Origin of the sequence: Micromonospora sp. NPDC005324, from assembly GCF_040607155.1 — a bacterium.
GTDB lineage: Bacteria > Actinomycetota > Actinomycetes > Mycobacteriales > Micromonosporaceae > Micromonospora > Micromonospora trifolii.
The window spans coordinates 20,984-44,797 of record NZ_JBEXGE010000033.1 but is presented as its reverse complement, the minus strand read 5'-3'; the positions used below and the strand labels follow the sequence as shown (position 1 = coordinate 44,797).

The window sequence follows — 23,814 nt, the reverse complement described above, 5'->3', positions numbered from 1 at the left end:
CTTTCCTCCAGTGCCGAGGGTCGTGTGGTGACCGGGTGCCGATCCCCATCGGGCAGGATAAGCGGATGCCGAGCCTGACCCGTGTAGAGGCGACCGCGCGTGGCGCGGCGATTACTGTCGAGTCCTATCAGGTGGACCTCGACCTGACCGGTGACGGCGACCTGTTCCGCTCCCGCGTCGAGATCCGGTTCCGGGCCACCGCCGGCGCCGCGACCTTCGTCGAGGTCAAGCCCGCCAAACTGCGCGGTGTACGCCTCAACGACCGCGACCTGGATCCCGGCCTGCTCACCGACAACCGGCTGCCGCTCGACGACCTGGCCGAGGAGAACACGCTCGTCGTCGAGGCCGAGATGGCGTACTCCAAGACGGGGGAGGGGATGCACCGCTTCGTCGACCCGGCCGACGGCGAGACCTACCTCTACGCCGAGTCCTTCCTCGACAACGCGCCGCGCATCTTCGCCGCCTTCGACCAGCCCGACCTCAAGGCCCCGTTCACCCTCTCGGTCACCGCGCCGCCGCAGTGGCTCGTCGCCGGCAACGCCGAGCTGGCCGCCAACCCGGCCCCCGGGCGCTGGGAGTTCGCCCCGAGCGCGCCCCTGGCCACGTACTTCTTCTCGCTGATCGCCGGGCCGTACCATGTCCGGCGGGCCGAGCACGACGGCATACCGCTGGGCATCTACTGCCGTCGGTCGCTCGCCGAGCACCTGGACGCCGACGCCGACGAGATCTTCACCATCACCCGGCAGTGCCTGGACCGGTTCCACCAGCTCTTCACCGAACGCTATCCGTTCGGCAAGTACGACCAGGCGTTCGTGCCCGAGTTCAACGGCGGCGCGATGGAGAACCCGGGTCTGGTCACCTTCCGCGACGACTACGTGTTCCGTTCGGCCGTCACCGACACGCAGCGCGAGCAGCGGGCCGGGACCATCGCCCACGAGATGGCCCACATGTGGTTCGGCGACCTGGTCACCATGCGCTGGTGGGACGACCTGTGGTTGAACGAGTCCTTCGCCGAGTACCTCGGCACCCGGGTCAGCGCCGAGGCGACCCGCTTCGACCAGGCCTGGACCACCTTCGCCATGCGTCGCAAGGCCTGGGGCTACGCCGCCGACCAGCGGCCCTCCACCCACCCGATCGCCCCGCAGGAGGTCGTCGACGCCGAGGCGGGCCTGCTCAACTTCGACGGCATCTCGTACGCCAAGGGCGCCAGCGTGCTGCGGCAGCTGGTCGCGTGGCTCGGCGACGAGGCATTCCTCGCCGGCCTGAACGCGCACTTCGCCGCGCACCGCTTCGGCAACGCCACCCTGGCCGACCTTCTGGCCAGCCTCTCCGCCAGCAGCGGGCGGGACCTGTCCGACTGGGCCGAGCTGTGGTTGCGGCGCCCGCAGGTCAACACGCTGCGTGCCGAGGTCGCCGTGGACGCCGACGGCCGCTACACCGAGGTGGCAGTGGTGCAGACCGCGCCCGAGTCGTACCCGGTGCTGCGCCCACACCGGATCGGCGTGGGCCGCTATTCGATGGACGGCACCGGGCGGCGCGACGAGGTGGACATCGACCCGAACGCCGACGGGGGCCGCACCGTGCTCGCTGCGCTGACCGGCGAGCCGGCGGCCCGGTTGTTGCTGCTCAACGACGGCGACCTCACCTTCGCGAAGGTGCGCCTCGACCCGGCGTCGGCGGACGCCGTCCCGCAGGTGCTGCCCGGTCTGACCGATCCGCTGGCCCGGGCGGTGCTCTGGCGCGAGGCACTGGACGCGGCGACCGACGGCGAGCGGCCGGTCACCGGCCTGGTCGATCTGATGGCCGCCGCGCTGCCCGTCGAGACGGAGGTGATCATCGCGGAGGACGTGCTGACACTCAGCCGGTCCCTGGTCGACCGCTACCTCGACCCGTTGACCCGTTCGACGGCGCTGGCCAGGGTCGCCGGGACGTGCCAGCGGCTGCTCGACGGCGCGCCGGCCGGGGAGTCGTTGCAGCTCGCCGCCGTACGGGGTTGGATCGCCGCGACCACCGACGCTGATTTGCTCGTCGGTTGGCTCGCCGGCCGTGACGTGCCGGCCGGTCTGAAGGTCGACGCGGAGCTGCGCTGGGCGGTGCTGCGTCGCCTGGTGGTGCTGGGCGCCGCCGGCGAGGCGGAGATCGCCATCGAGGCGGCCGCCGACAACAGCTCGACGGGCGCGGAACGGGCCGCCCACTGCCGGGCGGCACTGCCCGACCCGGTGGCGAAGCAGGCGACCTGGGAGATCATCGTGCGGGACACCGAGCTGTCCAGTCGGCTGCTGGAGGCGATCACCGAGGGTTTCTGGCAACCCGAACAGGTTGACCTGACCGCCGCGTACGTCGATCGATACTTCGCGGAAATGCCGGCCGCCGCCCACCGGCGTACCCAGTGGACGGCCGACCGGGTGGCCGCCCTGGCGTTCCCCCGCTACGCCGTGGCGCAGCCCACCCGGGAGGCGGCCGCGGCGCTGCTGGCCCGCGACGACCTGACCCCCGGCCTGCGCCGGGTGGTGACCGACGCCGACGACGACCTGCGTCGCGCGCTGGTCGCCCGGACGGCGGTGGCCGCCGCCTCGGCCTGACCGCTGCGGGGGGTGGCCGCTGCGGGGTGGCTGGTCGGCCACCCCGCAGCCAGCCACAGCTCAGCGCAGGGCGGGCTCCGCAGTGACCGGCGCGTCCCAGTCGATGACGTAGCGCTGTTCGTCGGCGACGGTCTTCTCCGGGTCCAGCACCGTGCGCACCATCAGCGGCATCAGCAACGGCATCAGCGTCCGCGCGACCGCACCGGGGGCCTTCGCGTGGTTGATCCGGGCCGCACGGGCCGCGACCTTCTCCACCCGGGTACGACGCAGCCGCACGTACGCGGCGAACGCCGCCTGGACGTCCGGCAGGTCGCGCAGGCAACGGGCGAGTTGTACAGCGCTCTCGATGGCCAGTGACGCGCCCTGCCCGGAACTGTTCGACGGCGCGTGCGCCGCGTCGCCGACCAGCACCATCCGGCCCCGATGCCAGTGCGGCACGGGCGGCATGATCTGCAACGACCCGACCACCTGGAGGCCGTCGGCGTCGCTGGTGGCGATCAGCTCCCGGCCCGGGTCGTCGTCGCCGTAGGTGGAGCGCAGGGTGTCCAGCCACTGCTCCGCCGGCACCGCCCGGGCCTCGACGAGGCTCATCGGCCGCTGCTGTGGCAGGTTGGCCCCCCACCGGGTGCCGCCGCCGGGCTCCGGCCAGTACAGGTAGTAGCCGCGTCGGCCGAACGCGAACGTCATGGTGCCCGGCTCGGCGTCCACCTCGTGCCGGGCGACCGCCTCGAAGCCGAGTAAACCGGTGAACCGGGGGCCGGGCGCGGCCGGGTCGATGAGCCCCCGAACCGTGGAGCGGATCCCGTCCGCGCCGACGAGGATGTCGGCGGTCGCGGTGCTGCCGTCCTCGAAACGTGCGGTCACGCCGTCGCCGGTCTGCTCGGCGTCGACCAGCCGCTTGCCGTACGCGAACGGCACGCCCTCAGCGAATGCCTGGTCGTGCAGCACCTGGTACAGCTCGGCCCGGTGCACCACGTGCAGCGGCGGCACCCCGGTCAGCGTGGGCATGTCGATGCGGCGGCGGCCGACGGCCAGGGCGCTGCGGTCGATCGGTGTGGCGATCGCCGTCACCGCCTGGTGCGCGCCGACCGTACGCAGAGCCGCCACGCCGTTGGGCGCGAGGGCGAGGGTGCCGCCGATGCCGCTGGCCGTGGTCGGGTACGCCTCGTAGACGGTTGCGGTGATGCCGGCGCGGCGCAGCGCGAGCGCTGTCACCGGCCCGGCGATGCCGCCGCCGATGACGATCGCGGTTCGTACCGTGGTCATGGTCTCTCCCTGGGTGTGGTCGTTGGTGCGCTGGCGCACGGACCTGGCGTGGTCGGTGCGCTGGCGCGCGGACCTGGGAGGGAGCCCGGTTATCCTCGTGGTTGCCGCTTCGGGCCGGGTGCCTTCCCAGGCGTCGGTTCGGGGTCAGGGCCCCGGTGAGGTGTTGGCGCACCTCGCCGGGGCCGCTTTTCAGCCGGTGCTGTCGGTGCTGGCCTCCGGGGTGTTGGTCGTCGGGGTGTCGGGGCTGGCCTTCGGGGTGTGCGTCCTCTCGGCCAACTCGGTCAGCTCGGCCGGCATCTCGCCGGTCTCGTGGAAGGCCCGCCAGGCGCCCAACCCGGGATAGCTGCCCGAGGTCAGCTCCGCGAGCAGTGCCCGCAGCCAGGCCACCTCCGCGTCCCGCATGGCGAGGTCGTACTCCGACTCCACCAGGAACAGCCGTGGAACCTCCCGCAGGTGCGCGTCGAGCGTCTCGCGGTCCTGACGGATCGCGGCCTCCAGCAGGTCGAGTCGTTGCCGCAGCAGGCCGGTGGCCTCGTCGGGGTGCAGCGCGGCGAGCACGGACAACCCGGCCCGGAAGCGGGGATGCTCCGCCATGGGGGTGGAGACCAGCTCGCGGGCCCAGTCGACCAGCTCCGCCCGCCCCGCGTCGGTGATCCGGTAGACGGTGCGTTCCGGGCGTCGGCCCTCGCGCACGCTCTCCACCGCCTCGATCAGGTGGTGTTTGTCCAGGTTGCCGATCACCGTGTAGAAGGACCCCCACTTGAACTCCATGTCCTGGTCCTTGCCCCAGGCGCGCAGTGCGGTGGCGATCTCGTACGGGTGCATCGGCCTCTGGGCCAGGGCGGACAACACGGCCAGCGCCAGCAGGTTGCCGACCTTGCGGCGCTTCGCCACGATGACCACACCCTCGCTCGTCGACGGTTACTCGTCAACGAATATACGCCTACGCGGCGACTGCTGCGACCCTGCGTGCGGCGCCCTGTGTGCGGCGGCCCTCCCTTGATCGACTCGGCTTTCATGAAGTCGCGGTGTCCGGGTCTTCCCGAAGGGTCGAGTTCCAGGAAGCCGAGTCGATCACCGCGGGACGTTGGGGTGGTCGCGGCGCGCTGGACCGTGGGCTGGGCTGGGGTGGGGTGACGTACGGCGGTGCCGGGCCGGGACGGTCGGCCACGACGCTCGGCCTACGATCATTGGGTGGAGGAAGATATCCGGCAGATCGGGATCATGGGTGGCACCTTCGATCCCATCCACCACGGGCACCTCGTCGCGGCCAGCGAGGTGGCGGACCGGTTCGGCCTGGACGAGGTGGTCTTCGTACCCACCGGGCAGCCGTGGCAGAAGGCCGACGAGCCGGTCAGCCCGGCCGAGGACCGGTACCTGATGACCGTGATCGCCACCGCCTCCAACCCTCGCTTCCAGGTCAGCCGGGTCGACATCGACCGCAGTGGGCCCACCTACACCGTCGACACGCTGCGTGACCTTCAGGCCGAGTACGGCCCGAAGGTGCAGTTGTTCTTCATCACCGGCGCGGATGCTCTGCAACGCATCCTGTCCTGGAAGGACCTGGACGAGATCTTCGAGCTGGCCCATTTCGTCGGCGTGACCCGGCCCGGTTTCCCGTTGAGTGACAAGCACCTCCCGGCGGATACCGTCAGCCTGATCCAGGTGCCCGCAATGTCCATCTCATCGACCGACTGTCGCGCTCGGGTCGCCCGAGGCGAGCCGGTCTGGTATCTGGTGCCCGACGGTGTGGTGCAGTACATCGCCAAGCGGAGCCTCTATCAGCGCTGAGCGCACCCGTTATGCCCAGGTTCGTGGCGCTAACCGACCAGAACTGGACGATCGGGGTGCCGCCGGGTATGAGACGCTTGGAGGATCGCACGCTTGATCAAAGGAGAACGGTGACGATTTCCGAACGCGCTCACGAGCTGGCTGTCGCGGCCGCCCAGGCCGCCGCCGACAAGAAGGCGCAGGACATCACGATCATCGACGTCGGCGACCAGCTCGCCATCACCGACGCGTTCGTGCTCGCCGCTGCCCCCAACGAGCGTCAGGTGCTGGCCATCGTCGACGCCATCGAGGAGAGCCTGCTGGAGCTGCCGGACAAGGCGAAGCCGGTGCGGCGCGAGGGCGAGCGTGGTGGCCGTTGGGTGCTGCTCGACTACGTCGACATCGTGGTGCACGTCCAGCACACCGAGGAGCGCGAGTTCTACGGGCTCGACCGCCTCTGGAAGGACTGCCCCACCATCCCGTTCCTCGACCGCGACCTGGTCGAGGCCGACGCCAGCGGGTCCGCCGCAGCCGAATGACCCGACTGATCGTCTGGCGGCACGGCAACACCGACTGGAATGCCGCCAACCGTGTGCAGGGGCAGACCGACGTACCCCTCAACGAGGTTGGTCGCGACCAGGCTCGCGCCGCCGCGCCGCTGCTCGCGGCGCTGCGGCCCGACGCGATCGTGGCCAGCGACCTGAGCCGCGCCGCGGAGACCGCCGCCGCGCTCGCCGCGTTGACTGGTCTTCCGGTTCGCACCGACGCGAGGCTGCGCGAGCGGCACTTCGGTCAGTGGCAGGGTCTGCACCTCACCGAGGTCGCCGAGCGTTTTCCCGAGGAGTACGCGCGCTGGCGGGCCGGCGACCCCGACCCGGGCGCGGATCTGGAGCCCCTGCACGACCTCGGCGAGCGGGTCGGTGCCGCGCTGCGGGAAACAGCCGACGCGGCCCCGGGCGGCACCGTGGTGATCGCCACCCACGGTGGCGGCTCCCGGCAGGGCATCGGTCACCTGCTCGGCTGGGACACTGCCGTGCTGCGCACCATCGGTTCGCTGGCCAACTGCCACTGGACCGAGCTGCGCCACGACGACGTTCGTGGGTGGCAGTTGCGGGCGCACAACGTCGGCCTGATCACCGCCCCGGTCGCCGTCGACGCGATCTGATCGCTCGCGCTTCGGCGTTGGGGGTCTCGATCGGCTAGCGTGCCGGGCATGCCCGTCGCGGTTGTCATCGACTCCACCGCCTACCTCCCGCCCGAGCTGGTGCAGGCGCACCGGCTGACCGTCGTGCCGTTGACCGTCGTGCTCAACGGCGCGGAGGGGCTGGAGGGGGTGGAGACCCAGCCGGCCGACGCGACACTGGCGCTGAGCGCCCGCCGGGTCACGGCGACCACCTCCCGCCCGGCACCCGAGCAGTTCGCCCGGACGTACCGCCGACTGCTCGACGCCGGCGCCGACGGGATCGTCTCGGTGCACATCTCCGCCGCGCTGTCCGGCACTGTCGAGGCCGCCCGGCTCGCCGCCGCCGACCTGGACGGCCGGGTCGAGGTCGTGGACAGCCGCTCGGCGGGCATGGGGCTGGGCTTTCCGGCCATCGCCGCCGCCACCGCCGCCGAAGCCGGCGCCAACCTTGCGGCTGTACGTGACGCGGCGCTCGCCGCCATCGCCCGCACCACCGTCTGGTTCTACGTCGACACGCTGGAGTTCCTCCGCCGGGGCGGCCGGATCAACGCAGCCGAGGCGTTGGTCGGCACGGCTCTCTCCGTCAAGCCGATCATGCACATGCCGGACGGGGCGATCGTGCTGCGGGAGAAGGTCCGCACCGCCAGCCGGGGTGTGGCCCGTCTCGTGGACCTGGCCGTCGAGGCGGCCGACGGCGACGACGTGGACCTCGGGGTGCACCACCTGGCCGCGCCCCAACGGGCCGAGGCGTTGCGCGCCGCGCTGACCGAGCGGTTCGGTGACCGGCTGCACGACACCTACCTGTCCGAGGCGGGTGCCGTCGTCGCCGCTCACGCCGGGCCTGGCCTGGCCTGCGTGGTCGTCCACCGCCGACCGGAAGGCTGAGCCGGTGCACACGTCGTGCGTGGTGACCGGAGGCGGTCGCGGTGTCGGCCGGGCCGTGGTGGAACGGCTGGTGGCGACCGGCGCCACCATCGTCGTCCTGGAACACGACGCCGACGCGGTCGACTGGTTGGCCGACCATCCGGCCGCCGATCGGCTCGTCGCGGTGGTCGGAGACGCCGCCGACGAGCAGGTCGCGGAGCGCGCCGCCGAGCTGGCGGACCACGCCGCGCCGCTGACCGGCTGGGTGAACAACGCGGCGGTGTTCCGCGACGCCACACTGCACAGCGCCTCGGCCGACACGGTGCTGGACCTGATCGGGTTGAACCTGCGCCCAGCCGTGGTCGGCGCCGCGGTCGCCGTCCGCCGCTTCCTGGCCCGCGCCGCTGGCGGCGCGATCGTCAACGTCTCGTCGCACCAGGCTCATCGACCGGTGTCCGGTGCGTTGCCGTACGCCACGGCGAAGGCCGCCGTGGAAGGGCTGACCCGGGCGCTGGCCGTCGAGTACGGGCGGCACGGCATCCGCGCCAACGCGGTCGCGCTCGGCTCGATCGCGACCGAGCGGCACGCCGAATTCCTCGCCACACAGGAGCCCAGCCAGGCGCAGTGGATCGACGCCGAGCTGACCCGCCTGCACCCGGTGGGTCGCATCGGGCGGGCCGAGGAGGTGGCCGAGGCGGTCGCGTACCTGCTGTCGCCCGCGGCGAGCTTCGTCAACGGGGTGACGCTGCCGGTGGACGGCGGACGGGCCGTACTGGGCCTCGACCCAGAGGCCCGCTGACCGCCTAGATCGCTCGGCTTCTAGCTGTCGGCGACGAAGACGCCCTGGCCCTGCTGACCGTAGATCAGGTTCCGCTCGTGCAGCTCCTTGACGGCTCGATAGGCCGTTGAGCGTGCCACGTTGTACAGCTCACCGATCTCGGAAACCGATGGCAGTTGTTGGCCAGGCGAGTATTCGCCCGAGCGGATTTTCTGCTCGATGTCATCCGCCACGCGGCGGTAGTGCGGTGGTCTCGTCGGCATGAGCGGCTCTCCCGGACTTCAGCGGAGATCATGTTTCCAGCCCGGACGTGATCGGGACAAGGTGGCAACGCGGCAAAGTGGAGATAGTGAGAACTTGACTACAGTGAGACAGTGGATACAGTGAGATGGCGATCGGGTGCTCCTGGACTTCAGCACTCCTGAGGTATCCGGTCCGCCCGCCCTGAGGGAACGCGTCGCAAGGCTTTGGCCCCCAGGGCGGGCTACTTCGGATCACACGGAGGTGCCGCCCATGCCAGTCGACGAACCGGTGTCCACGGCGACCGAACTGTTCATGGCCAGGCGGTTACTGGATGTTCACTGGACTCGGGCGCTCGACCGGCCGTGGCGGGCGGGCGGGTGCCTGGAGTGCCGAGGACGCAACGACTGCCGACAACTCGACTGGGCGTTGGCGCTGATGGCAGAAGTCGCCTCGGTCATGCTCGAGAAGCGGTGAATGAGCCTGGCCGCGCGGCTGTGTTAGCCTCCGTGCGCGCCCCAGATGGGCCTACCCCCGGAGGTTCTGGCTACTTCAGCCACCACGCCGAGATCGATGCGTCGTATGCGTCTCTCGTGCGGGATCCGGGGCGTCGGTGCCCTCGGGGCTTCGTCATCTGCGTGGCTGGGTGAACGCTGTGGGCCCCCGGTCGGGTCTTCGGATCGACCGGAAAGAAGACGGTACGGATGACAGTCACGTTCAACCACACCATCATCGCCAGCAAGGACAAGAGCGCCTCGGCCGCGTTCTACCGGGAGCTGTTCGAGCTGCCGGAGGCGCCTTCGTGGGGGCCGTTCGCCAACGTCCAGCTGGATGAGGGTGTGCTGCTCCAGTTCGCCGAGCCGCCGGTGGACATCCAGATGCAGCACTACGCGTTCCTCGTCGACGACGAGTTGTTCGTGCGGTGCCTGGCGTTCGTCGAGGAGCGTGGCATCACGTACTGGGCCGACCCGCAGCTCAAGCGGCAGGGGGAGACCAACACCGAGCATGGTGGCCGGGGCTTCTACTTCTTCGACCCGGCCGGCCACGCCATCGAGATCATCACGCGGCCGTACCTGTAGCAGGCCCGTCGGCCGGTGGGGGCGGCTGCCCCACCGGCCGTCAGCCTCGCTGCTTCAGGCGTGCGCGGACAGGTCGAGGAGGTCACGGGCGCCCTGCCGGAGCAGGACGGCGGCGACGGAGGTCCCGAGGGTGATCGGATCCACCGCCCACTCGTGTACGTCGAGAACTGTCTTACCGTCGAGGCTGATCACCCTCGCGCGTAGGTTGACGCGTCCGTCGGATTCGGTGCGGGCGAGCGCAGCGATGGGGGAGGGACAGTAGGGCGTCCGCGACCAGACCGGCCGCCCAGACCTCGCGCGGTAGTCGACCCCTTACATAGCAGATTGGGGCATGATCAGGGCGTTGTCCACAGTGGCGGTGGTTGTCCACAGGACAGGGCCCGTCACCTTCGCCATGCCGGCCGCCGCCATAGCGTCGCGTTGTGTCGCACGACGAGGAGACAGAGGTACGCCAGCGCCTGCGCCGGCTGACGGAGGCGGCTGTCGCGCCGCCGCCCCGGCCGGAGGCGCCGCTCACGGGCGTACCCCCGTCGTCCCTGGTCGGCTCGCAGCCCGTGGACGGGCTGTCCTCCCAGCCCGCCGGGCTGGTCGCGGAGCCGACATCGGATGGCCTTGCGGTCCCGCCCGAGTCGCGGCTGCCCGGCCCCGGGGCGTTCGACCCTGGGCGGCGCGGTGTGCGGGCGTTGGCGGTGGTCGCCGTGGTGGTGGTTGCGGGCGCGGCAGGTTGGGCCTGGCAGGGCCGGCCGCAGGCGGAACCGGTCGCCCCGCTGGCCAGCGGGGCCGCGTCGGCCGCGCAGGCGGGTGACCCCAGTGTGTCCAGCTCCGGCGAGGTGGTGGTGGCGGTCGCGGGCAAGGTCCGAAAACCCGGTCTGGTACGCCTTCCGGCCGGGTCCCGTCTCGCCGACGCCGTGCAGGCGGCCGGCGGCGCGCTGCCCGGGGTCGACGTGGCGCTGCTCAACCCCGCCCGCAAGGTCAGCGACGGCGAGCTGATAGTGGTCGGGGTGACGCCACCGCCAATGCCGGGTGGTGCGGCCGGGCCAGCGGCGGGTGGGGCGGCACCCGCCGCCGGGCCGCTGAATCTCAACACCGCCACGCTCGCGCAGCTCGACACGCTGCCCGGGGTGGGGCCGGTGCTCGCCCAACGGATCCTCAGCCATCGAGATCAGCACGGCGGGTTCAAGTCAGTTGGCGACCTACGCCAGGTCGACGGGATCGGCGATGCTCGTTACGAGCAGCTCAAGGATCTGGTGACGGTGTGAGCGGCTCCGCCGTCGCCGCTGGCCCGCCCCAGGTGGGCGGGCCCCAGCCCTGGTCGCCGGCTGGGCCGGCTCCGGTCGCGCCGCCGGCCGGCGGGGCCCGGTCCGAGCCGCCGGATCTGCGACTGGCTGGGCTCGCCGTGGCGGCCTGGCTCACGGCGCTCGCCGGGCTGCACCTTGGCAGCCGCACCGTCCTGCTGGTGGCCGGCGCAGCGGCCGGTCTGACGGCAATTGGTGCCGTTCATCTGCTCGGCCGCCTCGGCAGCCCTCGAGCCGTGGTGCGGCGCTACGGGTGGGTGGCAGTGGCGGTCGGTCTCGGTGTGGTCTGCGGTGGTGCGGCCACCGCCGCCCGGCTCGCCGTTCGCGACGCGCCGGCGATCCGTGCCCTCGCCGAGCAACGTGCTCCGATCACCGCCGACCTGGTCGTCCGGGACGACCCGCGCCCGATCCGGAGCGCCGGGCGGCCGGGGATGCTGCTGGTGTCGTCCGAGCTGGTCCGGCTCACCGGCCCGGACGGTCGACGGATCCACGCGTCGGTGCGGCTACTGGTCCTGGCGACCGATCCGGCGTGGCGGGGCCTGCTGCCGGGGCAGCGCCTCACCGTCGACGGCCGGCTCGGCGTTCCGCGCGGCGGCGACCTCACCGCAGCGGTGCTCAGCACCAACGGCCCACCGGAACGGCACGGCGAGTCGTCCTGGGCGCAGCGCGCCGCCGGGACGCTGCGTACCGGCCTGCAACGAGCCTGCGCGCCGCTGCCCGACGACCCCGGTGGGCTGCTGCCCGGGCTGGTGGTGGGTGACACCAGCCGACTGCCGCCCGCCGTCGAGGCGGACTTCCAGGCCACCGGGATGACCCACCTAAATGCCGTTTCGGGGAGCAACGTCGCGATCGTGGTGGGTGCGGTGTTGTTGCTGGCCCGATGGTCGCGCGCCGGCCCGTGGCTCGCCGCCGCGCTGTGTGGGGTGGCGCTGGTGGGCTTCGTCATTCTGGTCCGCCCGTCGCCGAGCGTCGTACGGGCAGCCACGATGGGAGCGATCGGGCTGGCCGCGCTCGCCGCCGGTCGACCTCGGGCGGCGCTGCCCGCGCTGGCCGCCGCCGTCACCGTGCTGGTGCTCGTCGACCCCGAGTTGGCCGGGGACCCCGGGTTCGCCCTCTCCGTGCTGGCCACCGGCGGCCTGTTGCTGCTCGCGCCGCGCTGGCGGGACGGGTTGCGTCGGCGAGGTGTCCCGCCTGGGCTGGCCGAGGCGTTGGCCGTGCCGGCGGCCGCCCAACTCGCCTGCGGTCCGGTCGTCGCCGGAATCTCCGGCACCGTGAGCCTGGTGGCGGTGCCGGCGAACCTGCTGGCGGTGCCGGCCATAGCGCCGGCGACCGTGCTGGGCGTGCTGGCGGCCGTGGTGTCGCCGATCTGGCCGGCCGGTGCCGAGTTCGTCGCGTGGCTGGCAAGTTGGCCGGCCTGGTGGCTGGTGGTCATCGCCCGTCACGGTGCTCGACTGCCAGGTGGCACTCTGCCGTGGCCGGGCGGGGTGCCCGGTGCCCTGCTGCTGACCGGGCTGACCGTCGCGCTGCTGATCGCGGTTCGCCGGCCACTCGTACGCCGGCTGGTGGCGGTGGTGGGGGTTGCCGCCGTGCTGGGTGCCCTGCCGGTTCGGCTGGTGGCTGCCGGCTGGCCGCCCGCCGGGTGGGTGGTGGTGGCCTGCGCGGTGGGGCAGGGCGACGCGCTGGTGCTCCCGGTCGACCCCGGCCGGGCCGTGGTGGTGGACGCCGGGCCGGAACCGGGTGCGGTGGACGGTTGCCTGCGTCGGCTCGGCGTACGGGAGGTGCCCCTGCTGGTGATCAGCCACTTCCACGCGGACCACGTGGGCGGGGTGGCCGGGGTGTTCCGGGGGCGGCGGGTGGGTGCCGTACTGACGCCGTCGTCCACCGACCCGGAGAGCGGTCGGGACCTGGTTCGGACGGCGGCCACCGGCGGGCGGGCCGCGCTGCTGACCACAGTGGCCGGCGCTCGCCATCCCGTGGGCGGGGTCGACCTGCTGGTGCTCGGCCCGCCGTACCCGTTGGCCGGGACCAGGTCCGACCCGAACAACAACTCGCTGGTGCTGCGCGCCACGGTGGCCGGGGTGCGGATCCTGCTGGCCGGCGATGCGGAGACCGAGGAGCAGCATGCGATGGTGGCGCGGGCTGCTCCCGGCCAGTTACGGGCGGACGTGTTGAAGGTCGCGCACCACGGGTCGGCGTACCAGGACCAGGGCTTCCTCGACGCGGTGCGGCCGACGGTGGCGCTCGTGCCGGTGGGCGCGGGCAACACCTACGGGCACCCGAGTCCGGGGCTGCTCGCCCAACTGGGCAGGGGCGGCGTACGGGTGCTGCGCACCGACACGGACGGCGACGTGGCTGCGGTCCGGACGGGCGACGGTCTGGCGGTAGCCCGGCGAGGTGTGCCCGCAGGCCGGCGGCCCTGAGCACAGGTCGACAGCCTGGACCCGCGATGGCCCCATGGTCGCTGATCGACTCGGGATCATTGAACCCGGGGTATCACCGGCGGTCCGATACCGCAGTTTCCTTGATCCCGTGTGGATCAAGGTGGACGGCTTCCGATTGGATGGGCGACTTGCGGATTAAGCGGAGAATTGCGCTTGATGTCTTGATTTGCGCTGTGTGCGGGCTGCGCCGATCAAGCAGCGAATGAGCAGGCACGATCCCGCCGCAGGCCGTGCGAATATGGGCGGCGTGACCCCCGCCAGCCTCGCCCCCATTCTGCTCGTCCTCGGTGACGAGGAACTGCTCGCCACGCGCGCGGTCACCGAAGCTGTCGCGAAGGTTCGCGGTGTGGACCCCGAGGTGGACGTCCGCGAGTACCAGGCCAGCGCGCTCACCGTCGGCGAGATCGCCGAGATGCTCAGCCCCTCGCTGTTCGGCGGGCGGCGGCTGCTGATCCTGCGTTCCGGCCAGGACGCCCGCAAGGACCTGGTCGCCGCGCTGCTGGCGTACGCGAAGAATCCCGACCCCGAGGTCCAGTTGCTGGTGCTGCACCTGGGCGGTGCCAAGGGCAAGGCGTTCGCCGACGGTCTGCGGGCGGCCGGCGCGACTGTGGTCCCGGCGGCCAAGCTCAAGGGGCACCGCGACCGGCTGGCCTTCGTCCGCGACGAGATCCGCCGGGCCGGCGGAAAGTGCACTGACGACGCCGCCGAGGCGCTCATCGCGGCGGTCGGCAACGACCTGCGTGAGCTGGCCGCCGCCTGCTCCCAACTGGTCGCCGACACCGATGGGCGGATCAACGCCGAGACGGTCTCCCGTTACTACCGGGGCCGGGTCGAGGTGACCGGCTTCACGGTGGCGGACGCCACGATGGTCGGCGACGTGCCGGCGGCGCTCGAGGCGCTGCGCTGGGCCCTGCACGTCGGGGTCGACCCGGTGCCCATCGCCGACGCCCTGGCTGACGGGGTGCGCACGGTGGCCCGGGTGGCATCGGCCGGACGGGGTAGCGCGTACCAGCTCGCCAGCAGCCTCGGAATGCCCGCCTGGAAGATCGAGCGGGCGCAGCGGCAGGGGCGGGGCTGGACGCCGGAGGGCCTGGTCCGGGCCATGCAGGTCGCCGCCGAGTGCAACGCGGCCGTCAAGGGTGGCTCCGACGACCGGGCGTACGCCCTGGAGCGCGCGGTCTTCTCGGTTGCGGCGGCCCGGCAGGGCAGCGCCAGGTGACGGGGGCGAACCGCCCAGCGTGGGCCACCATTCCCGTGGACGAGGATCGTTACCGGCCGCTCTACGCCCGGCTCCTCGGCCTCCGGTTCGTCAACCCCGGCGGCGTGCTGTGCTTCCTCTTCTTCGAGGGTGCCATCGCCCTGGCGGTGCTGCTCGCCCTCGCCGAGCTGGTCAGCTGGTGGGCGGTGCTGGTGCTGCCGGTCGTGGTGGCCGCCATGGTGAAGCTCAACGACATGGTGGCCGCGATCGTTGTCCGCTCCGCCGCGCTCGTGCCCGAGCAGGAACGGGACCGGTTTCGCCGGCAGATGGAACCGGTGGTCGGCCGAGCCCGGGTGGAGTGGGTCTCGCACAGCGTTCCCGGCGTGATGATCACCGCCGACCCGGTGCCGCCGCCCCGGCGGGCCAACCCGTCAGACTGAGCGCCGACCCCGCCCGGGCCCACCCACAGAAACGCCGGGCCGCATGGACACGGCCGGCCTGTGGACACACGGAAGCCCCGGGCCGGGGCCCGGGGCTTTCCGAATCAGTCTGACGGTGAAGTCGTCAGACGGAGAGCGACACCACGCGCTTCGCGATCGCGGACTTGCGGTTCGCGGCCTGGTTGGAGTGGATCACGCCCTTGCTGACGGCCTTGTCCAGCTTGCGCGAGGCGTCCAGCATGAGCGCGGTCGCCTTCTCGACGTCACCGGCCTCGGCAGCCTCGTGGAACTTCCGGACGGCGGTCTTCAGCGACGACTTGACCGACTTGTTGCGCAGCCGGGCCTTCTCGTTCTGCCGGTTGCGCTTGATCTGGGACTTGATGTTCGCCACGCGACAGCCTCGTCTTGATAGCTCGGGTTGGTCAGCTTATTGCGCGTGATGACGAACATGCGTCACCGCTGCGCGAAGAGCCAGGTTACCAGGTCGCCGGGGACGAGCCAAAACGGCTCGGCCTTCGCGCGGACGGACCCGGCCCGTCGGGGACCAGGTTACGCCCTCGGCCAGGGCGGCGGCTCACCGCCAGCCCTGGCGGCGGGCCAGCCAGTCGAGCGACTGCTCGCCGCTCCACCGCTGGTGGGCGGGCAGGTGCGGTGAGGCCGTCGGCGGTGCCGCCGCAGCGCCGGTGAGGTAGTAGCCGGCCAGCGCGGCCAGTGTCGCGTCCAACGCGTCCGGGGGCGCGCCGGCGGTGGCCGGGTGCGCGGCGAAGAGCCGGTCCGCGTCCAGCCCGCTGGCGTACGCGGTGAGCAGCAGGCCGGCCAGGTCGAACCAGGCCGGCCCGGAGCAGACCCAGGTCCAGTCGCAGAACCAGGCTCGGCCGTCCGAGTCGATCAGCACGTTGTCGATCCGCAGATCACCGTGGATCAGCCCGGTCGCTCCTTCGGCGTACCGGGGGAGGAGGGACTCCAACTCCACCAGCTCGGGCAGCCGGCCCAGCAGCGGCGCGGGCAGTGCTGGGGTCGGCTCGCGACCGGCGGCGACCTCCTCCCACCAGAGGATGTCCGACCGGGCCAGGTCGGCCAGGTGCGGAAGGCCGAGCGCTGTCAGCTCGGCCGGCGGGTCGGCCAGGGCGGCGGCGACTCGCGCGTACCCGGCGAGGGTGGCGTCCACCTCGGCGGGCACCCAGGGCAGGTGCGGGGTGTGCCCGTCGACCGCGTCGGTGCAGAGCACGAACCAACCGGCCGCGGAGAGGGTCCACCGGGGGCGGGGCGCCGGCAGGTCGGCCGGCAGCCGGTCCAGGATCGCGGCCTCTCGGGCGTACCAGTCGACCAGATGCGGTTGCTCGGCGGCGGGCGCGGCCTTGACGAAGGCCCGACCACCGTCGGCGGTGTCGAGCACGGCGGCGAACCCCCGGGTGAAGCCCGCGCCGGCGACCCGGGCGGTGACCACCGGCGCGCCGAGCCGTTCGGCGACCGCGGCCCGCAGCGCCGCCGGCAACGCCGGCCACGACGGGCGCAGGGCGCTCGCGTGGTACGGCACCGGCGGCAGCAGGGGAGAGGACATCCCACCATGCTGCCCCGGGGTACGTGCGCGACGCACGGCGACACTGCCAGACTGCCAAGCCATGAGGACCGAGGACTTCTGGAAGCTGATCGACGAGGCGCGGGCCGGCGGCGGGGGCGAACCCGGCCCGGTCGCCGCGCGGGCCGTGGCGTTGCTCGCCGAGCGCGACCCGGAGGACATCATCGGGTACGCCCGGCACCAGACGCGGGTGCTGGCCGCCTCGCACAAGGCGGATCTGTGGGGCGCGGCGTACCTGATCAACGGTGGTGCCTCGGCCGACGGCTTCGAACACTTCCGGGGCTGGCTGATGACCCAGGGTCGGGCCGTCTTCGCCCGCGCGGTCGCCGAACCGGACTCGCTGGCCGAACTGCCCCAGGTGCGGGCGGCGTCGCTCAGCGGGGAGGAGTTCTCCGCCGAGCCGATGCTCTCGGTGCCCTGGGACGCGTACCGCAAGGCCACGGCTACCGAACTGCCGGCGGACCGCGACCCGGTGCGGACGCCGGACCTCAACGACTTCTGGGACTTCGACGACGAGGACGAGGCACGTCGGCGGCTGCCCCGGCTGGCCGCGCTCTTCGTCGAGCCGCCGATGGAGTGAGGGGTCCTCGGGCCGTTCCATCGCCCGCGCAGTGGGCGCACCCCGGCGGCGTGGGAACATAGAGGGGGTCGGCGGCGCGCCGGCCTGTTCACGTCAGCCGACCAGAACGGACCGCTGTGCCACCGAAGCTCGATCCCGGCGCGAACGCCCCTGGTGCCACCGACCCCGGTCGCATCCGGAACTTCGGCATCATCGCCCACATCGACCACGGGAAGTCGACCCTGGCCGACCGGATGTTGCAGCTCACCGGCGTGGTCGACCCGCGGCAGATGCGCGCGCAGTACCTGGACCGGATGGACATCGAGCGCGAGCGCGGCATCACCATCAAGAGCCAGGCCGTCCGCATGCCGTGGACCATCCGCGAGGGTGAGCGGGCCGGTGAGCAGGCGGTGCTCAACATGATCGACACCCCGGGGCACGTGGACTTCACCTACGAGGTGTCCCGGTCGCTGGCCGCCTGCGAGGGTGCCGTGCTGCTGGTCGACGCCGCGCAGGGCATCGAGGCGCAGACCCTGGCCAACCTCTACCTGGCTCTCGAGAACGACCTGCGCATCATCCCGGTGCTCAACAAGATCGACCTGCCGGCCGCGCAGCCGGAGAAGTACGCCGAGGAGCTGGCCCACCTTATCGGCGGCGACCCCGCCGACTGCATCCGGGTCTCCGGCAAGACCGGCGAGGGCGTGCCGTACCTGCTCGACGAGATCGTCCGGCAGTTCATCCCACCTGTCGGCGACGCCGAGGCGCCCGCCCGGGCGATGATCTTCGATTCGGTGTACGACGTCTACCGCGGCGTCGTCACGTACGTCCGGGTCATCGACGGCCGGATCAGCGCCCGCGACCGGATCAAGATGATGTCCACCGGGGCGGTGCACGAGCTGCTGGAGATCGGCGTCATCTCACCCGAGATGGTCAAGGCCGAGGCGCTCGGCGTCGGCGAGGTCGGCTACCTGATCACGGGTGTGAAGGACGTCCGGCAGTCCCGGGTCGGTGACACGGTCACCATCAACAGTCGGCCGGCGACCGAGGCTCTGGGTGGTTACAAGGACCCGAAGCCGATGGTCTACTCCGGCCTCTACCCGATCGACGGGTCCGACTACCCCAACCTGCGTGAGGCTCTGGACAAGCTCAAGCTCAACGACGCCGCCCTGGACTACGAGCCGGAAACCTCCGGCGCGCTCGGCTTCGGCTTCCGCTGCGGCTTCCTCGGCCTGCTCCACCTGGAGATCATTCAGGAGCGGCTGGAGCGCGAGTACAACCTCGACCTGATCTCCACCGCGCCCAACGTCGTCTACCGGGCGATCACTGACGATGGCGAGGAGATCGTCGTCACCAACCCGAGCGAGTACCCCACCGGCAAGATCGCCGAGGTGTACGAGCCGGTGGTCCGGGCCACAGTGCTGACGCCGAACGACTACGTGGGCGCGGTCATGGAGCTCTGCCAGGGCCGGCGCGGCACCCTGCTCGGCATGGACTACCTCTCCGCCGACCGGGTGGAACTGCGCTACACGCTGCCCCTCGCGGAGATCATCTACGACTTCTTCGACCAGTTGAAGAGCCGCACCAAGGGCTACGCCTCGCTCGACTACGAGCCCACCGCCGAGCAGGCGTCCGAGCTGGTGAAGGTGGACATCCTCCTGCACGGCGAGCCGGTGGACGCGTTCAGCGCCATCGTGCACAAGGACAAGGCGTACAACTACGGCGTCACCATCGCCGCCAAGCTGCGCACCCTGATCCCGCGCCAGCAGTTCGAGGTGCCGATCCAGGCGGCCATCGGCAGCCGGGTCATCGCCCGGGAAACCATCCGGGCGATCCGCAAGGACGTGCTCGCCAAGTGCTACGGCGGCGACATCAGCCGTAAGCGCAAGCTGCTGGAGAAGCAGAAGGAAGGCAAGAAGCGGATGAAGATGGTCGGCCGGGTCGAGGTGCCGCAGGAGGCCTTCATCGCCGCCCTCTCCTCCGACTCCGGTGACGGCAAGGCCGCCGGCAAGAAGTAGTCGACGCCGCCGTACGCGCCCGGGTGCCATCCGCACCCGGGCGCGTCGCGTTTCTCGGGTGTGCGCGGCGAGTGTGACCACCCGGTGCGGAAAATTTTTCGGTGGCTGTCGTGGGGTCGGCGGGTCGACGAGATGGGCCCCTACCTGTGTGGACGTACTCACGCGCGAACCGACGCACCGCCACAGCATTGACAACTGACGTTGTCCTTTGAGGTGAGTCGGTTTGGGATTTCGGTGGGTCGGGCACTTAGCCGTCACGACAGGAAGCACACACCTCGTGTGTCAGACATTCTTTGAAGGAGGGCGACCGTGGAGTTCACCGTGTGGGGCATCATCACTGCGATCGTTGTCGGTCTCATCGTCGGCGCGCTCGGCCGGCTGGTCGTCCCGGGCCGGCAGAACATGCCGATCTGGCTGCACATGCTCATCGGCATCGGCGCGGCCCTGCTGGGCACCGTCCTGGCGCGGGCCATCGGCATCGCGACCGAGACGAACGGTATCGACTGGGGCGAGCTGCTGGTGCAGGTCGTGGTGGCCGCGATCGCTGTCGCGCTGGTGGCCGGTGTCGGTGGCCGCCGCCGCGTGACCCGATAACACCACAGCGCCAACCCGTACCACCGCGACACCTCCGATGGGCGCCCGACCGACAGGTCGGGCGCCCATCGGCGTTCCGCCCGACGTCTCCGGGGGCTCTGTCGGGCGTCTTCGGCGGGCTGGGTCGCGGTGATCGACTCGGTTGTGGTGATGTCGCGGTGGAACCTGTCCTTGTTGGCCAAGTCGTGATCGTTTGGTGATCGAAGTCGGTTTGGATTTTAGGTGGGTCGGGCAATTAACGGTCACGACAGGAAGCACACGCACCGTGTGTCAGACATTCTTTGAAGGAGGGTGGCCGTGGAGCTCACCGTGTGGGGCATCATCACTGCGATCGTTGTTGGTCTCATCGTCGGCGCGCTCGGCCGCCTGGTCGTCCCGGGCCGGCAGAACATGCCGATCTGGCTGCACCTGCTGATCGGTGTCGGCGCCGCGCTGCTGGGCACCGTGCTGGCGCGGGCCATCGGCATCGCGACCGAGACGAACGGCATCGACTGGGCCGAGCTGCTGGTGCAGGTAGTGGTGGCCGCGATCGCTGTCGCGCTGGTGGCCGGTGTGGGTCGCCGCCGCAGCGTCACCCGATAACGACCCGGCAACATTCTGGCGACACCGCACCACCGCTAGGACAGCACGACTGGAAAGAGCGCCCGGCCGAGAGCCGGGCGCTCTTTCGTGCTGAAAGGCCCGACTTTGGCCGGATGTTGGAGTGCCGGTCGTCGGGCCACTGCGGTACGGTCGCCACGCTTCGGCCAGTCCCGCCCACTGTCGTAAAGGAATTCTCCGTACTAGGGTGCGGCGGAGAAGGTTAGTTCCAAGCGGCGCGAGGGGAGAAGTGGCGTGAACAGGTGGAAGCGGCTGGCCCCGGTCACCGCCATGGTGGCCTCGGCCGCGATGGTGCTGACCGGCTGTGGAGGTTCCGGCGACGACGCGGCCGACGACAGCAAGCTCACGGTCTGGATGATGGGCGAGGGCGGGGACGCGCAGAACTCCTTCCTCGACGGCGTCGAGGCCGAGTTCCGCCAGAAGCACCCCGACACCGACGTGGTCGTGCAGTACATCCCCTGGCTGGAGGCGCCCAAGAAGTTCCAGGCGGCGCTCGCCGGCGGTGAGGGACCGGACATCACCGAGCTGGGCAACACCGAGACTCAGGGTTGGGCCGCCCAGGAGGCGCTCGCCGACGTGAGTGGTCGGATGGGCGGCTGGGCCGACGGCAAGGATCTGCTGCCCGACCTGGTGCGCAACGCGCAGCTCGACGGCAAGCAGTACGGCGTGCCCTGGTACGCCGGTGTGCGTGCGATCTACTACCGCACCGACTGGTTCGCCGAGGCCGGCGTGCAGCCCCCGAAGACCTGGGACGACCTGGTCACGGTGGCCAAGGCCGTGCAGGCGAAGAAGAAGGGCACCTACGGCATCGCGCTGCCCGGCAACTCCGAGCTGCCCTTCTACTCCTTCCTCTGGGGCGCGGGCGGCGAGATCGCCAGCAACCAGGGCGGCACCTGGAAGTCCGGCTACACCACGCCCGAGGCGCAGCGGGCCGTCAAGTTCTGGACCGACCTGGTGACCGTGCACAAGGTCGCCCCGCCGGCGGCGGCGGGTTGGAACGAGATCGACGCGCGTACCCAGTTCGCCACCGGTAAGGCCGCGATGGCCTTCGCCGGTAGCTGGCAGCAGGGCGCCATCAAGAAGGACAACCCCGAGATCGAGAAGGTCTGGGGTACGTTCCCGATCCCCGGCCCGGACGGCAAGGCGGCGCCCGGTTTCGCGGGCGGCTCGGACGTGGCGATCTGGAAGGACAGCGAGCGGCAGGACCTGGCCTGGGACTACCTGACCGTGCTGCTGAACAAGAAGAACGCGCAGAGCTTCGCGAGCAGCCTCGGCTTCTTCCCCGTCTACCAGGACCTGGTCTCCGGTGACGCGTACGCGAACGACAAGGTGATGGCGGCGTTCGCCACCACCATGCAGAACACCAAGCTCACGCCGCTCACCCCGAAGTGGGTGGAGGTCAGCCGGACGAAGACGGTGACCCAGGCGATGAACAGCTCGGTCATGAAGGGTCAGAAGACGGTCGAGAAGGCTACCGCCGACGCGGCCGGTGAGATGGAAGGCATTTTGAACAGCAAGTGAGCTCACAGACAAAGAGCCCGGAGGTGGCCGCCGCGCGGGAGACCCCCGCGCGGCGGCGTCGCCGGGTGGACCGCCTGCCCTACCTGCTGCTCCTGCCCGCCCTGCTGATCATCGGCGTGCTGCTGCTCTGGCCGCTCGGCCAGGTGGTGGTGATGTCCTTCTACCGGCTGAACAGCGTCCGTCAACTGCGCGGCGATCGGGAGTGGCCGTGGGTGGGGCTCGGCAACTACGCCGACATCCTCTCCGACCCGTTCTTCCTGACAGTGCTGCGCAACACGGTGCTGTTCGCAGCGGCAAACGTCCTGCTCACCATGGTGCTCGGCACCCTGGTGGGGCTGCTGCTCAACCGGCTCGGTCGCAAGATGGCGACGTTCGTGGCCAGCTGCGTGATGCTCGCCTGGGCCACGCCGGCGCTGACCGGCACCATCGTCTGGAAGTGGATCTTCGACGACACGAGCGGCCTCGTCACGTGGCTGTTCAACGCGTTGCCGGACGGGCTCTCGAACAGCCTGTTCGGGCGCAGCGACTGGACCGGCTACGGCTGGTTCAACTCGCCGCTGCTCTTCTTCGCCATCCTTACCCTGGTGGTGGTCTGGCACTCGTTCCCGTTCATCGCGGTGAGTGTGCTGGCCGGTCTCAAGAGCGTGCCGAGTGAGCTGCACGAGGCGGCCCGGGTGGACGGTGCCAGCCCGTGGCGGGTCTTCTGGAAGATCACTTTCCCGTTGCTGCGCCCGGTCTTCGGGATCCTGATCGTGCTCTCCACGATCTGGGACTTCAAGGTCTTCACCCAGCAGTTCGTGCTGGCCGGCGGCACCCAGGACCGGCCGACGTTCATGCTCGCCATCTACTCGTACGCCGAAGCCTTCTCACCGCCGCCGAAGTACGGGCTCGGCGCGGCCATCGCGGTGATCCTCACGCTGATCCTGCTCGTGGTCACCGGCTTCTACGTACGGATGGTGCTCAGGCAGGAGGACGAGTCGTGAAGAAAATCGCCCTCAACGGCGCCGGGCTGCTGGTCGCGCTTTTCGCGGCGTTCCCGGTCTACTGGATGATCTCCACCTCGCTGAAGCCGAGCGACGAGATCTTCTCGGCCACCCCGCAGCCGGTGCCGACCCACCCGACGTTGGCGCACTACCGGGAGATCCTGACCGGCAACCTGATCCCCGGTGTCAGCTTCCTCGACTTCTTCCTCAACAGCGCGCTGGTCGCCGTCTCCACTGTGGTGCTCAGCGGCCTGGTGGCGTTGCTCGCCGCGACCGCTGTCGCCCGGTTCCGGTTCCGACTGCGGACCAGCTTCCTGATCATGCTGCTGGTGGTGCAGATGATCCCGCTGGAGGCGTTGGTCATCCCGCTGTTCCTGATGATCCAGCGGCTCGGGCTCTACAACACCCTGCCCAGCCTGATCCTCACGTACCTCGGCTTCTCGCTGCCGTTCGCGGTCTGGATGCTGCGCGGCTTCGTCGCCGCGGTGCCCAAGGAGCTGGAGGAGGCGGCGGCGATCGACGGGGCCAGCCGGGCCCAGATCTTCCGCCGGGTGCTCTTCCCGCTGGTCGCGCCCGGCCTGGTGGCAACCAGCATCTTCTCCTTCATCACGGCGTGGAACGAGCTGATCTTCGCGTTGACGTTCATCAACGACCAGGGCAGTTACACGCTCCCGGTGGCGATGACCTTCTTCTTCGGTCGGGACGACACCAACTGGGGGCCGGTGATGGCCGCGTCCACCCTGTTCACCCTGCCGGTCATCATCTTCTTCCTGCTGGTGCAGCGTCGGATGGTCTCCGGTCTGGTGGCCGGCGCCGTCAAGGGCTGA

The 23,814-nt window shown here is 70.9% G+C and carries 25 protein-coding genes; 19 read left to right on the top strand and 6 right to left on the bottom strand.

All coding sequences use genetic code 11. The features are described from left to right. Window positions 1–65 precede the first annotated feature (65 nt). A complete protein-coding gene (gene pepN / locus ABZS40_RS27790) occupies window positions 66–2,582 on the top strand; it encodes an aminopeptidase N (protein ID WP_354946435.1) in 2,517 nt (838 codons plus the stop codon). Window positions 2,583–2,642: 60 nt separating this feature from the next. Here the strand turns inward: pepN and ABZS40_RS27785 are convergent, their stop codons facing one another. Next, complete coding sequence (locus ABZS40_RS27785; protein ID WP_354946434.1) at window positions 2,643–3,848, bottom strand: NAD(P)/FAD-dependent oxidoreductase; 1,206 nt, start codon at window positions 3,846–3,848, stop codon at window positions 2,643–2,645. Between the two features lie 189 nt (window positions 3,849–4,037). Beyond that, a complete protein-coding gene (locus ABZS40_RS27780) occupies window positions 4,038–4,742 on the bottom strand; it encodes a PadR family transcriptional regulator (protein WP_354946433.1) in 705 nt (234 codons plus the stop codon). A gap of 300 nt (window positions 4,743–5,042) precedes the next feature. On the opposite strand from ABZS40_RS27780, the gene nadD reads away from it, so the two are divergent. The 5 genes from nadD (at window position 5,043) to ABZS40_RS27755 (ending at window position 8,464) form a co-directional block, all read left to right on the top strand. Then, the gene (gene nadD / locus ABZS40_RS27775) at window positions 5,043–5,639 is read left to right on the top strand and encodes a nicotinate-nucleotide adenylyltransferase (RefSeq protein WP_354946432.1); all 597 of its coding nucleotides are present in this window, start codon (window positions 5,043–5,045) and stop codon (window positions 5,637–5,639) included. A gap of 110 nt (window positions 5,640–5,749) precedes the next feature. Next, a complete protein-coding gene (gene rsfS, locus ABZS40_RS27770) occupies window positions 5,750–6,157 on the top strand; it encodes a ribosome silencing factor (protein WP_354946431.1) in 408 nt (135 codons plus the stop codon). Continuing rightward, a complete protein-coding gene (locus ABZS40_RS27765; protein ID WP_354946430.1) occupies window positions 6,154–6,783 on the top strand; it encodes a histidine phosphatase family protein in 630 nt (209 codons plus the stop codon). The genes rsfS and ABZS40_RS27765 overlap by 4 nt, the downstream gene beginning before the upstream one ends. A 48-nt stretch (window positions 6,784–6,831) precedes the next feature. Then, complete coding sequence (locus ABZS40_RS27760; RefSeq protein WP_354946429.1) at window positions 6,832–7,686, top strand: DegV family protein; 855 nt, start codon at window positions 6,832–6,834, stop codon at window positions 7,684–7,686. Between the two features lie 4 nt (window positions 7,687–7,690). After that, window positions 7,691–8,464 carry an SDR family oxidoreductase gene (locus ABZS40_RS27755; RefSeq protein ID WP_354946428.1) on the top strand — a complete coding sequence of 258 codons (774 nt, stop codon included), beginning with the start codon at window positions 7,691–7,693 and terminating at the stop codon, window positions 8,462–8,464. Between the two features lie 20 nt (window positions 8,465–8,484). Here ABZS40_RS27755 and ABZS40_RS27750 read toward each other — a convergent pair whose 3' ends face one another. After that, complete coding sequence (locus ABZS40_RS27750) at window positions 8,485–8,676, bottom strand: GntR family transcriptional regulator (RefSeq protein WP_244236754.1); 192 nt, start codon at window positions 8,674–8,676, stop codon at window positions 8,485–8,487. A gap of 280 nt (window positions 8,677–8,956) precedes the next feature. Between ABZS40_RS27750 and ABZS40_RS27745 the strand changes: the two genes are divergently transcribed. Together ABZS40_RS27745 and ABZS40_RS27740 are read left to right on the top strand one after the other, a co-directional pair. Further along, entirely contained in the window at window positions 8,957–9,160 is a 204-nt protein-coding gene (locus tag ABZS40_RS27745; protein WP_354946427.1) for a hypothetical protein, read from the top strand. A 227-nt stretch (window positions 9,161–9,387) separates the two neighbouring features. Beyond that, window positions 9,388–9,762: a VOC family protein gene (locus tag ABZS40_RS27740; RefSeq protein ID WP_354946426.1), complete on the top strand. Its 375-nt coding sequence runs from the start codon at window positions 9,388–9,390 to the stop codon at window positions 9,760–9,762. A 54-nt stretch (window positions 9,763–9,816) separates the two neighbouring features. On the opposite strand, the gene ABZS40_RS27735 is transcribed toward ABZS40_RS27740, so the two are convergent. Further along, window positions 9,817–9,954, bottom strand: a complete 138-nt coding sequence (locus ABZS40_RS27735; RefSeq protein WP_354946425.1) for a hypothetical protein — start codon at window positions 9,952–9,954, stop codon at window positions 9,817–9,819. Between the two features lie 230 nt (window positions 9,955–10,184). On the opposite strand from ABZS40_RS27735, the gene ABZS40_RS27730 reads away from it, so the two are divergent. The 4 genes from ABZS40_RS27730 to ABZS40_RS27715 all read left to right on the top strand — a co-directional run bounded on the left by ABZS40_RS27730 (window position 10,185) and on the right by ABZS40_RS27715 (window position 15,136). Next, window positions 10,185–11,021 carry a ComEA family DNA-binding protein gene (locus ABZS40_RS27730; protein ID WP_354946424.1) on the top strand — a complete coding sequence of 279 codons (837 nt, stop codon included), beginning with the start codon at window positions 10,185–10,187 and terminating at the stop codon, window positions 11,019–11,021. 32 nt (window positions 11,022–11,053) lie between these two features. Beyond that, a complete protein-coding gene (locus ABZS40_RS27725) occupies window positions 11,054–13,477 on the top strand; it encodes a ComEC/Rec2 family competence protein (RefSeq protein ID WP_354946467.1) in 2,424 nt (807 codons plus the stop codon). A 259-nt stretch (window positions 13,478–13,736) separates the two neighbouring features. Then, window positions 13,737–14,717: a DNA polymerase III subunit delta gene (gene holA / locus ABZS40_RS27720; RefSeq protein WP_354946466.1), complete on the top strand. Its 981-nt coding sequence runs from the start codon at window positions 13,737–13,739 to the stop codon at window positions 14,715–14,717. Further along, on the top strand, window positions 14,714–15,136 hold the full coding sequence (locus ABZS40_RS27715) for a hypothetical protein (RefSeq protein ID WP_354946423.1): 423 nt from the start codon (window positions 14,714–14,716) through the stop codon (window positions 15,134–15,136). The genes holA and ABZS40_RS27715 overlap by 4 nt, the downstream gene beginning before the upstream one ends. 124 nt (window positions 15,137–15,260) lie before the next feature. Here the strand turns inward: ABZS40_RS27715 and rpsT are convergent, their stop codons facing one another. Continuing rightward, entirely contained in the window at window positions 15,261–15,527 is a 267-nt protein-coding gene (gene rpsT / locus ABZS40_RS27710) for a 30S ribosomal protein S20 (protein ID WP_196929927.1), read from the bottom strand. Window positions 15,528–15,710: 183 nt separating this feature from the next. After that, window positions 15,711–16,697, bottom strand: a complete 987-nt coding sequence (locus ABZS40_RS27705; protein ID WP_354946422.1) for a phosphotransferase — start codon at window positions 16,695–16,697, stop codon at window positions 15,711–15,713. 61 nt (window positions 16,698–16,758) lie between these two features. Between ABZS40_RS27705 and ABZS40_RS27700 the strand changes: the two genes are divergently transcribed. The 7 genes from ABZS40_RS27700 (at window position 16,759) to ABZS40_RS27670 (ending at window position 23,814) form a co-directional block, all read left to right on the top strand. Then, a complete protein-coding gene (locus ABZS40_RS27700; RefSeq protein WP_354946421.1) occupies window positions 16,759–17,295 on the top strand; it encodes a DUF4240 domain-containing protein in 537 nt (178 codons plus the stop codon). Between the two features lie 116 nt (window positions 17,296–17,411). Next, window positions 17,412–19,289, top strand: coding sequence for a translation elongation factor 4 (gene lepA / locus ABZS40_RS27695; RefSeq protein ID WP_354946420.1), 1,878 nt, complete (start codon window positions 17,412–17,414; stop codon window positions 19,287–19,289). A 309-nt stretch (window positions 19,290–19,598) separates the two neighbouring features. Continuing rightward, a complete protein-coding gene (locus tag ABZS40_RS27690) occupies window positions 19,599–19,883 on the top strand; it encodes a GlsB/YeaQ/YmgE family stress response membrane protein (protein WP_238660678.1) in 285 nt (94 codons plus the stop codon). Window positions 19,884–20,180: 297 nt separating this feature from the next. Then, window positions 20,181–20,465, top strand: a complete 285-nt coding sequence (locus ABZS40_RS27685) for a GlsB/YeaQ/YmgE family stress response membrane protein (RefSeq protein ID WP_088951950.1) — start codon at window positions 20,181–20,183, stop codon at window positions 20,463–20,465. Window positions 20,466–20,717: 252 nt separating this feature from the next. Then, window positions 20,718–22,004 (top strand): sugar ABC transporter substrate-binding protein, encoded by a 1,287-nt coding sequence (locus ABZS40_RS27680; protein WP_354946419.1) that lies wholly within the window; start codon window positions 20,718–20,720, stop codon window positions 22,002–22,004. Next, the gene (locus ABZS40_RS27675; protein ID WP_354946418.1) at window positions 22,001–22,987 is read left to right on the top strand and encodes a sugar ABC transporter permease; all 987 of its coding nucleotides are present in this window, start codon (window positions 22,001–22,003) and stop codon (window positions 22,985–22,987) included. The genes ABZS40_RS27680 and ABZS40_RS27675 overlap by 4 nt, the downstream gene beginning before the upstream one ends. After that, window positions 22,984–23,814 (top strand): carbohydrate ABC transporter permease, encoded by an 831-nt coding sequence (locus ABZS40_RS27670; protein ID WP_354946417.1) that lies wholly within the window; start codon window positions 22,984–22,986, stop codon window positions 23,812–23,814. The genes ABZS40_RS27675 and ABZS40_RS27670 overlap by 4 nt, the downstream gene beginning before the upstream one ends.